General features: G+C 64.6%; 10 protein-coding genes. 7 read left to right on the top strand and 3 right to left on the bottom strand.

The annotated features are described in order from the left end of the window. Positions 1–147: 147 nt before the first annotated feature. From AC57B1_RS34765 to AC57B1_RS34755, 3 genes are all read right to left on the bottom strand, one after another. Positions 148–864 carry a DUF2968 domain-containing protein gene (locus AC57B1_RS34765; RefSeq protein ID WP_496419972.1) on the bottom strand — a complete coding sequence of 239 codons (717 nt, stop codon included), beginning with the start codon at positions 862–864 and terminating at the stop codon, positions 148–150. A 550-nt stretch (positions 865–1,414) separates the two neighbouring features. Then, positions 1,415–2,905 (bottom strand): gamma-glutamyl-gamma-aminobutyrate hydrolase family protein, encoded by a 1,491-nt coding sequence (locus tag AC57B1_RS34760; protein WP_496419971.1) that lies wholly within the window; start codon positions 2,903–2,905, stop codon positions 1,415–1,417. A 156-nt stretch (positions 2,906–3,061) separates the two neighbouring features. Then, complete coding sequence (locus AC57B1_RS34755) at positions 3,062–4,819, bottom strand: cation:proton antiporter (RefSeq protein WP_496419970.1); 1,758 nt, start codon at positions 4,817–4,819, stop codon at positions 3,062–3,064. A gap of 229 nt (positions 4,820–5,048) precedes the next feature. On the opposite strand from AC57B1_RS34755, the gene AC57B1_RS34750 reads away from it, so the two are divergent. From AC57B1_RS34750 to xdhB, 7 genes are all read left to right on the top strand, one after another. After that, a complete protein-coding gene (locus tag AC57B1_RS34750; protein ID WP_408354709.1) occupies positions 5,049–5,735 on the top strand; it encodes a DUF2848 domain-containing protein in 687 nt (228 codons plus the stop codon). Between the two features lie 7 nt (positions 5,736–5,742). After that, positions 5,743–7,092 (top strand): MFS transporter, encoded by a 1,350-nt coding sequence (locus AC57B1_RS34745; protein ID WP_496419969.1) that lies wholly within the window; start codon positions 5,743–5,745, stop codon positions 7,090–7,092. Positions 7,093–7,320: 228 nt separating this feature from the next. Next, a complete protein-coding gene (locus AC57B1_RS34740) occupies positions 7,321–8,001 on the top strand; it encodes a GntR family transcriptional regulator (protein WP_091799965.1) in 681 nt (226 codons plus the stop codon). A gap of 61 nt (positions 8,002–8,062) precedes the next feature. Continuing rightward, on the top strand, positions 8,063–9,442 hold the full coding sequence (locus AC57B1_RS34735) for an amidase (protein WP_496420335.1): 1,380 nt from the start codon (positions 8,063–8,065) through the stop codon (positions 9,440–9,442). A gap of 102 nt (positions 9,443–9,544) precedes the next feature. Beyond that, positions 9,545–10,054 (top strand): disulfide bond formation protein B, encoded by a 510-nt coding sequence (locus tag AC57B1_RS34730; RefSeq protein ID WP_091799961.1) that lies wholly within the window; start codon positions 9,545–9,547, stop codon positions 10,052–10,054. Between the two features lie 418 nt (positions 10,055–10,472). Then, positions 10,473–12,020 carry a xanthine dehydrogenase small subunit gene (xdhA, locus tag AC57B1_RS34725; protein WP_496419968.1) on the top strand — a complete coding sequence of 516 codons (1,548 nt, stop codon included), beginning with the start codon at positions 10,473–10,475 and terminating at the stop codon, positions 12,018–12,020. Next, complete coding sequence (gene xdhB, locus AC57B1_RS34720) at positions 12,020–14,431, top strand: xanthine dehydrogenase molybdopterin binding subunit (RefSeq protein ID WP_496419967.1); 2,412 nt, start codon at positions 12,020–12,022, stop codon at positions 14,429–14,431. The genes xdhA and xdhB overlap by 1 nt, the downstream gene beginning before the upstream one ends. The last annotated feature ends 29 nt before the right edge of the window (positions 14,432–14,460 follow it).

The following is a 14,460-nucleotide window of genomic DNA, read 5'->3' as shown; positions in this document are numbered from 1 at the left end:
AACGGAGTGGATGACCCGCCTGTCGCAGCGGCGTGTTACCGAGGTTCCCGACCAATTCGCGAAATAGGCATGACACCAATCGCAGTAGCTTGAAACAAAAAAGCCCGGTCATTTCGTGAATGGCCGGGCTTAGTTACGTTCATGCGTCTACTTCTGAATCGGCAATCCCATCTCGGTTTGCCGCTGCAGTTGCATCACTTCGCCTTGCACCTGGCGCAACTGCGCCTGCGCCCTTTCCTTCTCCGCGTGCAGCGCGGCCGCTTCGCCTTGCGTCTGACGCTGATAGTCGTTGACCTTGGCTTGCTGCGTGCGAGCCACGTCGAGATCGGCTTGCAGACGCTTGGCGCGATCTTCCGATAACGCAATGATGTCTTCGATATACGCCTTCTGCGCCTGCAACTGCGTGCGACGAATCTCGACATCGGCGAGTTGCGTGGTCTGCTGGGCAAAGCCCGCATAGACCGCTTCCGCGCGCGCGGCGTCTTCGGACTTGAGCACGCGCCAGAAATGTTTGTCCTGGAACAACGCGACGTAGTACGTCATTTCCTGCGGATAGAAAAACAGACTGGCGCCGTAACTGCCGTTATACGTGGTGCGCAGTTCGCTTAACTTTGCGTCGTGAATCATCTGCATGAGCTCGGCGACATTGCCTTGCGCATCGCTAGCCGAAGCCGGTGAGGCTGACGCCGTGTTGCGCAGCGCGTCAGCCGCGGGCTGCGGCGTCAGGGTGTTGATAGCGGGCCTCGTGCCGGCCATCGGCACGGCCTCGCCGCCTTGCGCTGCCAGTACGAGACCGCCCTGCTGCAACAGCGCACACGAAGTCGCGAGCAGCATGGCGCGCCGTACAATTAAGGGGTACTTCATACGTGCATGCTCCATGCGAATCCAAATCAGCCGCAGATTATCGCGCGGATTGGCCCGTAAACGAAGCATTCAAATGTCGCGCGGACCGACTTTAAATCGAGATAAATGGCTGCCGACTAAATTAGCCAAATCGCTTCAGCAATCTCGAAACAAACAAATTCGGATAAGCCGAAAAAGGAAGGCTAAGCCTCGCTTGGACAAGCCTGAACTTATGCCTGGTTGGTGCAAATCCAGCAGCGAACGGACTCGAAACAGGAGGATAGAGTGCCGGCCATGAGAAACACGCACTCCTGATTATCTATCTCGACAACGAAACACCCGCAATTCAAAACATGCCGTTGATCTCGCCGGACCACGCGACGCTCAACGCACAATGCGAGGCGACACGCCAGTCGTCGATCAATAAAATAACGCACCATGAGAACGGCACCAGGAATTGCGCGAGGCGCACCATCGCAAAAAGCGGTGGTGCACCTCGAACAAATCAGCCTCTGTCACTCAACTTTGAACCGCACGCCCAGGGCGCGGACCCGACATGGAGCGAGCCGCCTTAAAAACGCGTTTCGCGCGCCACTCGCAGGAAGTTATCGAGCAACGGCGTGCAGTCGAGCAGTTCCGCGCCGCCCGCACGATGAAACTCCGGATGCCATTGCACGCCCATCACGAACGGCGCACGCCGGTAGCGCACGGCCTCGATGATGCCGTCCGACGCCGACACGGCTTCGATATTGAGATCGCGGCCGAGCGTCTTCACCGCCTGATGGTGAATTGAGTTGACGATCGCATCGCGCCGGCCAGGAAACATATTCGCAAGCGTCGAACCGTCGGGGAAGTGAATTCCGTGCCGATGCTGATCGTAGTCCTCGTTGACGTGGGCGCCGGCGGTCGGCACATCGGTGGCGATGTCCTGATACAAGGTGCCGCCAAACGCCACGTTGATCAATTGACAACCCCGGCACACGCCGAGCACCGGCTTGCCCGACTCGATGAACTCGTGCAGCAGTTCGAGCTCGTACATGTCGCGCACGCGGTCGCCAGGCCACTCGTGGCTGGTTGCCTGTTCCGCGTAAGACTGCGGCGAGACGTCGGCGCCGCCTTGCAGCAGCAGGCCGTCGAGATGCTTCGCGTAATCACGCAAACGAATATTGCTCGGATGCAGCATGCCTTGATGACCGACCGTCGGAATCATGAACACCAGCACATCGCGCGACATGACCCAATGCGCAATCGATTCCTCGAGATACTGCAATGTCTTGCCGCGCAATCCCTTCGCACCCGGCTCCGGATGGAAGATGCGCGCCGACACGCCGATGCGCAGCGTGCGCTGCGTGATCCGTTGGCCCGCGCGATCGAACAATTGCCGCGCGCGCGCCGCGACGATGCGCCCGAACACGGTCCACGCCGAATCGTTGTGCTTCAGATAGCGCGGCGGCGACGGCGGCAATGCATTGGGCGGCGGCGGATTGGACGCGCTGAAGTCAGGCGCCGCGCCGAAACCGGGCGGCGGCGAGCCGGCCTTCTGCTCGGCGGGGCGCGGGACCTCTTCGATAACGGTGGCGTCTTCCACCGAGGTAATCAGCTCGCCGTCGACAGCTTCGCTGCTCGCGAAGGTCGGCGCGGGTTTCGGAGCGGGTTTCGCGGCGAACGTTCCGGCGCGCCGGGCTTCCTTTTCATGAACCTCGGCTTCCTGCTGCGCGGTGGAGGCGGCGGCCGAACTGCGTGCTTCGGCTGCGTCGCGTTGCCGCGCCGCGTGCGGATCAGTTGGCGTGACGGCCGACGCACTGTCGGGATCGTCGGTCGACGATCTCACGGCTGCCTGCTCCGCCGCCGACGTGGTAGCAGACGCGGTGCCGGCATGGGTCGGCGACGTCACTGCGTCCTTGATCGGAGACTGGATGGCATCTTCATGCGAGAGAGGCAGCGAGGCCGCCGGTTCTTCCGGCGTCAAGCCAGCTGTCGGCGTGCCGGACGGCGCTGGCGACGCCGAAGGCCGCGTCGGATCGCCGGGCTTGCCGGCGTTTTCAGGTTTGTTTTCGCTCATGACAGTCAGACAGGCGCCTTCCACGCGAACGAATGAATATGCCCTGATTATCCGCTAGCGAAGCAAGCCCCGCAAACCCGCACACAATTGCTCACATTGTTGCGACGCGCCGCAACGATTCCCGTTAAAGGGCCGCGGCGAAAGTCTGTCTGACTTTTAAGGATCCGGCTGTTCGTTGAAAGTCTCGCGCAAGGCGATTTGCATCGCCGCATGGATCTTCACGCACCAGCGCCATAGCAGCGCCAGCAGCAACGCGGCGCAGATGAGCACCACGGCAAGCAGGCCCGTCGGCGGCAAAATGCCGCCTGAAAGCGCCGCGACCAGCAGAAACACGCCGACCATCGAAACCACCGGCACCAGATCGGAGATCGCGTAACGGATCGCGCTCGTGAAGCGCCCCGCTGTGGCCGGTTGCACGCTGACCTCGGCGAGTAGCAAGGCCAGCGACTTGGTCTTGCGATACACGGCGACCAGGAACGGCATCGACACGACCAGTGCGGCGCTCCATAGCACGACGCGCTGCATCGGTTCGGAACTGAGCCAGTGCGCGAGCAGCGAACTGGTATAAGGCGCGCTATACGACACGCCCAGAAAAATCGCGGCGACGAGCGCCAGATTGACGGCGATCTGCAGAATGATCCGCCGCGTCATGCTGAACAGCGTCGGCTCGCCGCTCGTCGTGCTCAGGCTGCCGAGCCATTGCCCGTACATGCCGAACACATTCGCGAGCGTGCGCGGCATGGCGTGACCGAGGCGCTGGGTCAGCGGGTCGGCCGCGCGAATCAGGTATGGCGTGAACAGCGTGGTCAACGCCGACACCGCCACCGCGATCGGATACAGAAACGCGCTCGTCACCTTCAGCGTCAAGCCGAGCGACGCGATGATGAACGAGAACTCGCCGATCTGCGAGACGGTCATGCCGACCCGCATCGCCGTGCGCCCGTCCTTGCCGGCGAGAAAGGTGCCGAGCCCGCACGACACAATCTTGCCGACGATCACCGCCACGGTGATCACCGCGATCGGCCATGCGTAGTCGACCAGCACGGCCGGGTTCAGCATCAAACCGATCGTCACGAAGAAGATCGCGGAAAAGGCGTCGCGCAGCGGCGCGATCAGATGCTCGATCCGATGCAGATGGCGCGATTCGGCCATGATCGCGCCAATCAGGAACGCGCCGAGCGCGATACTGTAGTCGAGCTTCACGACCAGCAGACAGAAGCCGAAGCAGAAGCCCAGCACGGAGACGAGCAGCATCTCGTCGCTCTTCGCGCGCGCCACATAGTTCAGGGCGCGCGGCACCACCAGAATGCCGACCACCAGCGACACCGTCATGAACAGCAGCAGCTTGCTGAGCGTGACCACGGCGACGCCCGCGCTCAACTGCCCGGTCTGCGCAATGCCCGACAGCAGGACCAGCATCGCAATGGCGAGAATGTCTTCGACGATCAGAATGCCGAACACCAGTTGCGCGAAGGTCTCGCGCTTCAGGCCCAGTTCGGAGAGCGCCTTGACGATGATCGTGGTCGACGAGATGGCGAGGATCGCGCCGAGGAACAGCGAATCCATCGAACTCCAGCCGAACGCGCTGCCGATTTCGTAACCGAGCCACAACATCAGGACGATCTCGGAGAGCGCCGCGACGATTGCCGTGGCGCCGACCTTGAAGAGCTTGCGCAGACTAAATTCGAGGCCGAGCGAAAACATCAGGAACACCACGCCGAGTTCGCCGAGCGTCTGGATGGTCTGCTCGTCGTGGATCAGCTGGAACGGCGGCGTGTACGGCCCGATGATCACGCCAGCGGCAATGTAGCCCAGCACCACCGGCTGTTTCAGGCGATGGAACAGCACGGTGACGACGCCGGCGAGCGCCATCACGACCGCCAGGTCCTGAATGAAGCCGATGCCATGATGCATGAGCGCGTTCCTTACAAAAAGTAAAGTTGCAAAGGCGCAGTGTAACAAAGGAACGCGAGGCGCCGAATCGCCCGAACGGCCAAACGGCGCTGGATTGCCGACGGGACGCCCGCCGCAGCGGCATCGTGTCGGCACCTCGCCGACGCGCGCTGCGGAATGTTTTTGACACGCTGGACTCCTGTGAAATATCACAATAATATTTGACGCATATTTTTAGCGGAGTCGAGTCATGCAGCAGGTGTCTTTCAACGTGGCAGAACGTGCCGGCGACAGCCGCGCGGAGTCCGCCGAGGTCAATCGTCTAACCATCGCCGGCTGGGCCGGGCGCGATCAGGCCGCGATCGAGCATCACATTGCCGAACTGGCCGAACTCGGCGTGAAGCGGCCCTCCACCACACCGTGCTTCTATCGCCTCGGCGCCGAACTGCTGACGCAGGCCGAGCAGATCGACGTGGTCGGCATGAAGTCCAGCGGCGAAGCCGAATGCGTGCTGGTGCATGCGAAGACGGGCGTGCTCGTCACCGTCGGTTCGGACCACACCGACCGCGAAGTCGAGGCCTATGGCGTCACCGTCTCCAAACAGGTTTGTCCGAAACCGGTCGCGCGCGACGCCTGGCGTTTCGACGATGTATCCGGCCACTGGGATCAGCTGGAATTGCGCGCTTATGCCGTGACCAACGGCGAGCGGCGCGTCTATCAGCAAGGCAGCGTGTCATCGCTGCTGCCGGCCGCCGATCTGCTCACGCGCGCGCCACTCGCGCCCGGCGCGGCGATGTTCTGCGGCACGCTGGCGGTACAGGGTGGCATCGTCGGCATGGCCGACGGCGACGCGCTCGAACTCGAATTGCACGATCCCGTTCTGAACCGCACGCTGCGCCACGCCTATCGCGTGCGCGCGCTCCCTATCGTCGAATGAGGCACCCATGAGCTCCCCTTCGCTATCCGCCGCCGACGCGTCTTCCGACGCGTGGCTCGAAGCCGCCGCCCTGCGCAAGATCACCTGGCGCATCATGCCGTTCCTGTTTCTCGTCTACGTGCTGTCGTATCTGGACCGCGTCAACATCGGTTACGCGAAGCTGCAGTTCACCGGCGACCTCGGCCTGTCGAACGCGGCGTACGGACTCGGCGCGGGGATCTTTTTCTTCGGCTACTTCGTGTTCGAGGTGCCGAGCAATCTGCTGCTGAAGAAGTTCGGCGCGCGCGCCACGATCGCCCGCATCACGATGCTGTGGGGTCTGCTGTCGTGTCTGATGATGTTCGTGCACTCGGAAACGATGTTCTACGTGCTGCGCTTTTTCCTCGGCGTCGCCGAAGCCGGTCTGGTGCCGGGCGTGGTGCTCTATCTGACTTTCTGGTTTCCGTCCGACCGGCGCGCCCGCATGGTCGCCGTGTTCATGGCGGCGATTCCGGTGGCAGGCATTATCGGCGCGCCGTTGTCGGGTTTTCTGATGTCGGCGCTGCATGAAGCGCACGGCTTGCGCGGCTGGCAGTGGATGTTCCTGATCGAAGGCATTCCGTCGATTCTCGCCGGCTTCTGGGCGCTCGCCGTGCTGCGCAACACGCCCGCCGAAGCCGCATGGCTCAGCGACGACGAAAAGCGCGTGATTCTCGGCCGTCTGGCGCGGGAAAACAGCGCGGCCGCGGCGGCCGGCGCGCAACACAGCCTGGCGGTCGCGTTGCGCTCGGGCCGTTTCTGGCTGCTCACGCTGATCTATTTCTGCCTCGTCACCGGCAATGCGGGTTTCTCGTTCTGGCTGCCGCAGATCGTCAAGGATCTTGGCGTGACGAACCTCGTCACCAACGGTTTTGTGACCGCGATTCCGTATCTGGCGGCGGGCATCGGCATGATCCTGATCGGGCGCTCCTCGGACATCACGGGCGAGCGGCGCTGGCACTACGCGGTGTGCTGCTTCATCGGCGCGGCGGGGCTGCTCGGCAGCGCCTCGGTGACCAACTCGATTCCGCTTGCGGTGACGGGTTTGTCGATCGCGTATATCGGCATCCTCGCGGGCTTCGGCATTTTCTGGTCGATGTCGACGACGTTCCTGCAAGGCACGGCCGCCGTCGCCGGCATTGCCGTGATCAACTCGATCGCGAACCTCGCCGGCTATGTGAGCCCGTATGTGCTCGGCATCGTCAAGGACGCGACGCATAGCGTGACGTTCGGGCTCGTGCTGATCGCGGGGGCGCTGATCGTCGGTGGGCTGGTCACGTTGATTATGCCGCGCGTCAAGGTGCAGCATGCTGCGGCGGTTTCGCCGAGCCGCGCCTGACTGGCGCTGATGGACGCGATCTGGCGCGGCGCCCGCAGAGAAAACGGCGGTCGTGCGAAACAGCACGGGCGCCGTGCGAAACGAGTGCAAGCGCGGGACTGCGATTCATGTGTGCCGCGTCTGGAAGCGCAGGCTGATCGCCCACCAGCCGCGGTGCGCGCCCGGCGCGCGTCGCGCGCACAAAACCTTGCTCTACAATGCGGACGACATCGCCCGCTTCCTCTTCACATGACGCTTTTGCAGACCGCCCGCCCTTCCAGACCCACCCGCGCGACCGCCGCCGCGAGTCTCGCCGAGCAGGCGTATGCGTTCGTCAAGCGCGAGATCATTACCATGCGCCTGCGGCCGAGCGAGGTGCTCAACGAGGCGGAACTGATGGCGCTGACCGGCATCGGCAGGACGCCGGTTCATCAGGCGCTGCACCGGCTGGTGCACGAAGGCATGCTGACCATCATGCCGCGCAAGGGCATCATGGTCCGCCCGGTTTCGCTCGACGACGTGCTGGCGATCATCGACGTGCGCCTCGTCAACGAAAGCTACTGCGTCGAGCTGGCCGCGCGCCACGCGCAACAGCACGATTACGACACGATGCAGGCGCTGCTGGACCGCTCGGCCGTGTGCGTGGCCGCGCACGATATCGAAGGCATGATGGATATCGACCGCGAGTTTCATCTGGCGATCTCGGCCGCCTCGCGCAACCCCGTGCTGGCCGACATCCTGCGCGGGCTGCACGAGCGCTCGCTGCGCTTCTGGTTCATTTCGCTGTCCGAGCCGCATCATCTGGAAGACGTGCACGAGGAACATCTCGAACTGTTTCGCCTGCTGCGCGAACGTGATGCCGAAGGCGCGCGCCAATCGGTGCAAAAACATATCGAAGCGTTCCGCGCGACCCTCTTCAATCGCATTTAAGCCACCGCGTGTGAGCCCACCCACCGGCTTCGCGCGCTTCAACCGGATTACTACCGACATCATGGCCACTGAATTCACGCCCTTTCCGCCGCTTGCCCAGCTTGCCGCCGACCTCGCCGCCGGACGCACCACCAGTCGCGCGCTCGTCGAGACGGCGCTCGAGCGGATCGCCGATCCGGCCGGCCAGGGCGCAGCCGTCTTCATGCATGTCGACGCGGACAGCGCCCGCGCCGCCGCCGACGCGCACGACCGGCTGCGCGCCGCCGGCACGGTGCTCTCGCCGCTTGCCGGGATCCCGCTGTCGGTCAAGGACCTGTTCGATATCGAAGGCCAGCCGACCCGCGCCGGTTCCGTGGTGCTCGCCGACGCCCCCGCCGCCAGGGCGGATGCCGTCGCGGTCGCGCGCCTGAAGCGGGCTGGCGCCGTGCTCGTTGGCCGCACCAACATGAGCGAGTTCGCGTTTTCCGGACTCGGCCTGAACCCGCACTACGGCAATCCTCTGTCCCCGTACCAGCGCGGCGTGAAGGGCGATGAGCGGATTTCGGGCGGTTCGTCGTCGGGCGCGGCGGCTTCCGTCGCGGACGGCATGGCGGCGATCGCGCTCGGCACCGACACCGGCGGCTCGATCCGCATTCCGGCGGCGCTGTGCGGCCTGACCGGCTTCAAACCGACCGCCGACCGCATCCCCAAACAAGGCGGCGTGCCGCTTTCATCGACGCTCGATTCGTTCGGGCCGATCGGCGTGTCGGTGGCGTGCTGCGCGCTGGTGGACCGCATGCTGGCCGGGCTCGAGCCGCGCATTCCGGCCGCCCGCCCGCTCGAAGGCGTGCGTCTTGGCGTACTGACGAATTTCGTGACCGACGGCGTGGAGCCGGCGGTCGCCGCGGCGGTCGACACGGCGCTCAAACATCTGGAAGCGGCCGGCGCGATTGTCAGCGAGGTGCGTTTCGCACCGCTCGACCGTTTGCCCGAGATCAACCGCTTCGGGTTCTCGCCGATCGAGGCGTATGCGTGGCATCGTCCGCTGCTGGAAAAGCATCGTGACCAATACGACCCGCGCGTGCTGGTGCGCATTCTGAAAGGTCAGCCGGCCAGCGCCGCCGACTATCTGGATCTGCTCGCCGAACGCGAGGCGATGCTCGCCGAAGCCGCGCGCACGTTGTGGCAGCGTTTCGATGCGGTGGTGGCGCCGACGGTGCCGGTGGTGCCGCCGCGCGTCGCCGATCTGGTCGACGACGATGACGCGTTTGGCCGCACCAACGCGCTGATTCTGCGCAACCCGAGCGTGTTCAATTTCCTCGACACCTGCGCGCTGTCGCTGCCGTGCCACCTGCGCGGCGACGCACCCGTGGGCCTGATGCTGGCCGGCGCGCCGCACGCCGACGACGCGCTGCTGGCGATCGGCCGCGGCGCCGAAGCGGTGCTGAACGCGATTCGCTGATTGGGAAATACGCCGTAAAAGCAGGATAAGCGGCAGGGCGGGGGTTCGCGCTAGAATCGCGGGCACCCGCCCTTTCTGTTTCCAGAGACAGCCACACGATCCATGAATAACGACACTGCGATGCTGCGCCGCGAGCGCTCCCTGCTGGTTCTGCTTGCCCTGATCTGCGTCGCCCTGGTGGGCGGCGCGCTGTATCTGCAGTACTTCCTGCACGAAGACCCGTGCCCGTTGTGCATCATCCAGCGGTATTTCTTCCTACTGATCGCGATCTTTGCGTTCCTCGGCGCACGCTTCAATAGCTGGCGCGGCGTGCGTCTGCTGGAAGTGCTGGCGGCCTTGTCGGCGCTCGGCGGCATCGTGACGGCCGCGCGCCATGTCTATGTCCAGGCCAATCCCGGCTTTAGCTGCGGCTTCGACGCGCTGCAGCCGCTGGTCGACAGCCTGCCGCCCGCGCACTGGCTGCCGGGCGTGTTCAAGGTGGCCGGCCTGTGCGAAACGGCTTATCCGCCGATCCTGGGCCTGACGCTGCCGCAATGGTCACTGGTCGCCTTTGTGATCGCGTTCATCCCGTTGGCGCTGACTTTGGTCCGCAACCGCCGCCGGATCGCCTGATCGGGCTGGTGCCATCGCGGCTTTTGCGGCCTTTGCAGCCTTTGCCGCCTTTGCCGCCTTTGCCGCACTGCACTGATTAGCGCCGGATTTCGTGCCGCCACCCACGGCAGCGCGAAATCCGGTGTTTTTTCATCCACGATTCCCGCATCCGGCGGCTGGGCGGCGTCCGTTTTACCCCGCCGCTCCCCGCACCACGTGACTTTCCGCCCGCGCTCCACCCTACGCAACTTCCGGCCTTAACGCGAATCGTACTTATCTCATGATCGCTTCCGAATAAGCTTCATGCGACATCGGAAATATTTTTGGGACAAGGTAATGCTATCGTCGAACCTGGATGGCGATCTACGTGCGCGAGGCCGGCTACGGCGCGACCCCATGCGTAACGCGCGCCCGGTCCGCACTGTCTTTCGGATTCGCCATGACAACGCAAACCATCCGCTTTTATCACCAGGGGTCTGTCCGTGAGGTTTCGGGCGTCCCTGCGTCGCGCACCGTGCTTCAGCATCTGCGCGAGGATCTGCATTGCACCGGCACCAAGGAAGGCTGTGCGGAAGGCGACTGCGGCGCCTGCACGGTCGTCGTCGGCGAACTGGACGCGCACGGCGGCCTCGCGCTGAAAGCGGTCAACGCCTGCATCCAGTTCCTGCCCACGCTCGACGGCCGCGCGCTCTTCACGGTCGAAGACCTGCGCGCCGCCGACGGCGCGCTGCATCCCGTGCAGCAAGCCATGGTCGACTGCCACGGTTCGCAATGCGGCTTCTGCACGCCCGGCTTCGTCATGTCGATGTGGGCGCTGTACGAAAACCAGCCGGCCGCCGCCGGGCTGCCCACGCGCGATGAAATCAACGCCGCGCTCTCCGGCAATCTGTGCCGCTGCACCGGCTACCGGCCGATTGTCGACGCCTCGCAGAAGATGTTCGACCACCCGCAATATCCGCGCGTGACGCTCGACCGCCAGGCCGTCGCGGACAAGCTGCGCGCACTGCAACGGCGCGACACCTTCGAATACCATGCACCCGACACGCGCGGCGTCGAGTTCGGCTCACCCGCCTTTTATGCGCCGGTCTCGTTGGATGCCTTAGCCAAACTGCGCGCCGACCATCCGCATGCACGACTGCTGGCCGGCAGCACGGACGTCGGCCTGTGGGTCACCAAGCAATTCCGCGATCTCGGCGACATTCTGTACATCGGCAACGTCGCCGAATTGAAGACGATCGAGCGCGACGCGCAGATGCTGACCATCGGCGCCGCCGTCACGCTCGAAGACGCGTACGCGGCACTCGCCGTCGACTACCCCGAACTCGCCGAACTGTGGACGCGCTTCGCGTCGCTGCCGATCCGCAATGCCGGCACGCTCGGCGGCAACGTCGCGAACGGCTCGCCGATCGGCGACTCGATGCCGACGCTGCTCGCGCTCGGCGCGGAAGTCGTGCTGCGCCACGGTCCGCAATCCCGCACGCTGCCGCTCGATGCCTTCTACCTCGGCTATCAGAAAACCGCGCTTGCCGCCGGCGAGTTCGTCGCGGCGCTGCGCGTGCCGCGGCCGGTGGGCAATCTGCGCTTTCGCACCTATAAGGTGTCGAAGCGCTACGATCAGGACATCTCGGCCGTGTGCGCGGCGTTCGCGCTGCACGTCGGCGCAAACGGGAGCATTGAGGAAGCTCGCATCGCGTTCGGCGGCATGGCCGCCACGCCGCAGCGGGCCGCGCAAACCGAAGCGGCCTTGAATGGCGCAACATGGGACGAAAGCACCGCGCGGCAAGCCATGAATGCGCTCGTCGCCGATTACCAGCCGCTCACCGACATGCGCGCTTCGAGCGCCTACCGGCTGAAAGTGGCGCGCAATCTGTTGTGGCGCTTCCACCTCGAAACGCGCGATGACGCGCCCCTCGCCCTCTTCGACGTGAATGCGTTCGCGTTCGAAGCCGGCGCGCCGGACGCCGCCGTTGCGAAGGAGCCGTCGTGATGAACCGGACCGATGCTTTCGTCGACCCCGCCGCAGGGCACGCTGCCGCCGCTCATGAAAGCGACGCGTCGATCGGCGTGTCGCTGCCGCATGAATCGGCTGCGCTGCATGTGAGCGGCGAAGCCACCTACACGGACGACGTGCCCGAGCTGCAAGGCACGCTGCACGCGGCGCTCGGCCTGTCGCGACACGCGCACGCGCGAATCGTGTCGATGGATCTGGACGCCGTCAGACAAGCGCCGGGCGTGATCGCCGTGCTGAGCGCCGAGGACATTCCCGGCGAGAACAATTGCGGCCCGGTGTTGCACGACGACCCGATTCTCGCGGTCGATGAAGTGCTGTATCTCGGCCAGCCGGTCTTCGCCGTGATCGCCGAAAGCCACGAACTCGCACGCCGCGCCGCCGCACTCGCAAAGAGCGACGACGTGATCCGCTACGAGCCGCTCGAAGCCATCCTCACGCCCGCCGAGGCAAAGGCCGCCAAGCAGTTCGTGCTGCCGCCCCTGCATCTGAAGCGCGGCGAACCGGATGCAAAGATCGCCGCCGCGCCGAACCGGATCAGCGGCACGTTCGAAGTCGGCGGCCAGGAACAGTTCTATCTGGAAGGCCAGATCGCGTACGCGGTGCCGAAGGAAATGGACGGCATGCTCGTCTACAGTTCGACCCAGCATCCGAGCGAAATGCAGCAGGTGGTCGCGCATATGCTCGACTGGCCGGCGCATAACGTGGTGTGCGAATGCCGGCGCATGGGCGGCGGCTTCGGCGGCAAGGAATCGCAATCGGCGCTGTTCGCCTGCGTCGCCTCGCTGGCGGCGAAACGGCTGCGCCGTCCGGTCAAACTGCGTGCCGACCGCGACGACGATTTCATGATCACCGGCAAGCGCCACGACGCGGTCTATACCTACGAAGCGGGCTTCGACGAGAGCGGCCGCATTCTCGGCGCGCGCGTGGAAATCGCGTTGCGCGCGGGCTATTCCGCCGACCTGTCGGGTGCGGTCGCCACGCGCGCAGTGTGCCACTTCGACAATGCGTACTATCTGTCCGATGTCGACATCGTCGCGCTGTGCTGCAAGACCAATACGCAATCGAACACCGCGTTCCGCGGCTTTGGCGGCCCGCAAGGCGCACTCGTGATGGAAGTGATGCTCGACAGCATCGCGCGCCAGTTGCGCTGCGACCCGCTCGATGTGCGCCTCGCCAACTACTACGGCATCGGCGAGCGCGATACGACGCCGTATGGGCAGCGCGTCGAAGACAACATCATCGCGCCGCTGACCGACGAACTCCTCGGCACCAGCGACTATCGCGCGCGCCGCAAAGCGATCGCGGCATTCAACGCAGGCAGTCCGGTGCTCAAGCGCGGCCTCGCGTTTTCGCCGGTGAAGTTCGGCATCTCGTTCAACGTGCCGTTTCTGAATCAGGCCGGCGCGCTGGTGCATGTGTACAAAGACGGCTCGGTACTCGTCAATCACGGCGGCACGGAGATGGGCCAGGGGCTCAACACCAAAGTCGCGCAAGTGGTGGCCAATGAGCTCGGCTTGCCGCTCTCCCGCGTGCGGGTCACCGCAACCGATACTTCCAAGATCGCGAACACCTCCGCGACCGCGGCCTCCACCGGCAGCGACCTGAATGGCAAAGCCGCCGAAGCCGCGGCGAAAACGATTCGCGCAAGACTCGCCGAACTCGCGGCCAAACAGCTCGGGGGCAGCGCCGGCGACGTGCAATTCGCCAATGGCCAGGTGTCGGTGAACGGCGGCGCGATGCCGTTCGAACAACTGGTCGGCGCGGCGTACCTCGCACGCGTGCAGTTGTGGTCGGACGGTTTCTACACCACACCGAAAGTGCATTGGGATGCAAAAACGCTGACCGGTCACCCGTTCTATTACTTCGCCTACGGCGTGGCGGTGTCGGAAGTCGTGATCGACACGTTGACTGGCGAATGGAAACTGGTGCGCGCGGACGTGCTGCACGACGCGGGCCAGTCGATTAACCCGGCGATCGATATCGGCCAGGTGGAAGGCGGCTTCATTCAGGGCATGGGCTGGCTCACCACCGAAGAACTCTGGTGGAACCGCGACGGCCGCCTGATGACGCACGCGCCGTCCACATACAAGATTCCCGCGGTCAGCGACACGCCCGCTGCATTCCATGTTCAGCTCTATCAGAACCGCAACGCCGAGCCGACCGTGTTCCGTTCGAAGGCGGTTGGCGAGCCGCCGCTGCTGTTGCCGTTCTCCGTGTTCCTCGCGATTCGCGACGCGATCGCGGCCGCGGTGCCGGACGCGCGCGACGCGCCGCCGTTGCGCGCGCCGGCCACGCCCGAAGCGATTCTCGACGCACTGGATGCAGTGCAGCCGCCGCTCGCGCCTCAATCGGCAACGGAACCCGCGACGACCGACACGACCGCGTGAAACGATAACCCCAAGGCCTGACGCGACAC

It is taken from the genome of Paraburkholderia sp. BGA-UO-ETr-F21 (genome assembly GCF_059567925.1).
The sequence above is the reverse complement of the archived record's forward strand: the minus strand, read 5'-3'. Positions and strand labels throughout refer to the sequence as shown.

Coding starts and splice junctions, on each gene's coding strand:
- AC57B1_RS34765 (WP_496419972.1), bottom strand. CDS start 864: ATGAAGTACCCCTTAATTGTACGGCGCGCCATGCTGCTCGCGACTTCG.
- AC57B1_RS34730 (WP_091799961.1), top strand. CDS start 9,545: ATGAATAACGACACTGCGATGCTGCGCCGCGAGCGCTCCCTGCTGGTT.
- xdhB (WP_496419967.1), top strand. CDS start 12,020: ATGAACCGGACCGATGCTTTCGTCGACCCCGCCGCAGGGCACGCTGCC.
- AC57B1_RS34750 (WP_408354709.1), top strand. CDS start 5,049: ATGCAGCAGGTGTCTTTCAACGTGGCAGAACGTGCCGGCGACAGCCGC.
- AC57B1_RS34755 (WP_496419970.1), bottom strand. CDS start 4,819: ATGCATCATGGCATCGGCTTCATTCAGGACCTGGCGGTCGTGATGGCG.
- AC57B1_RS34760 (WP_496419971.1), bottom strand. CDS start 2,905: ATGAGCGAAAACAAACCTGAAAACGCCGGCAAGCCCGGCGATCCGACG.
- AC57B1_RS34735 (WP_496420335.1), top strand. CDS start 8,063: ATGGCCACTGAATTCACGCCCTTTCCGCCGCTTGCCCAGCTTGCCGCC.
- AC57B1_RS34745 (WP_496419969.1), top strand. CDS start 5,743: ATGAGCTCCCCTTCGCTATCCGCCGCCGACGCGTCTTCCGACGCGTGG.
- AC57B1_RS34740 (WP_091799965.1), top strand. CDS start 7,321: ATGACGCTTTTGCAGACCGCCCGCCCTTCCAGACCCACCCGCGCGACC.
- xdhA (WP_496419968.1), top strand. CDS start 10,473: ATGACAACGCAAACCATCCGCTTTTATCACCAGGGGTCTGTCCGTGAG.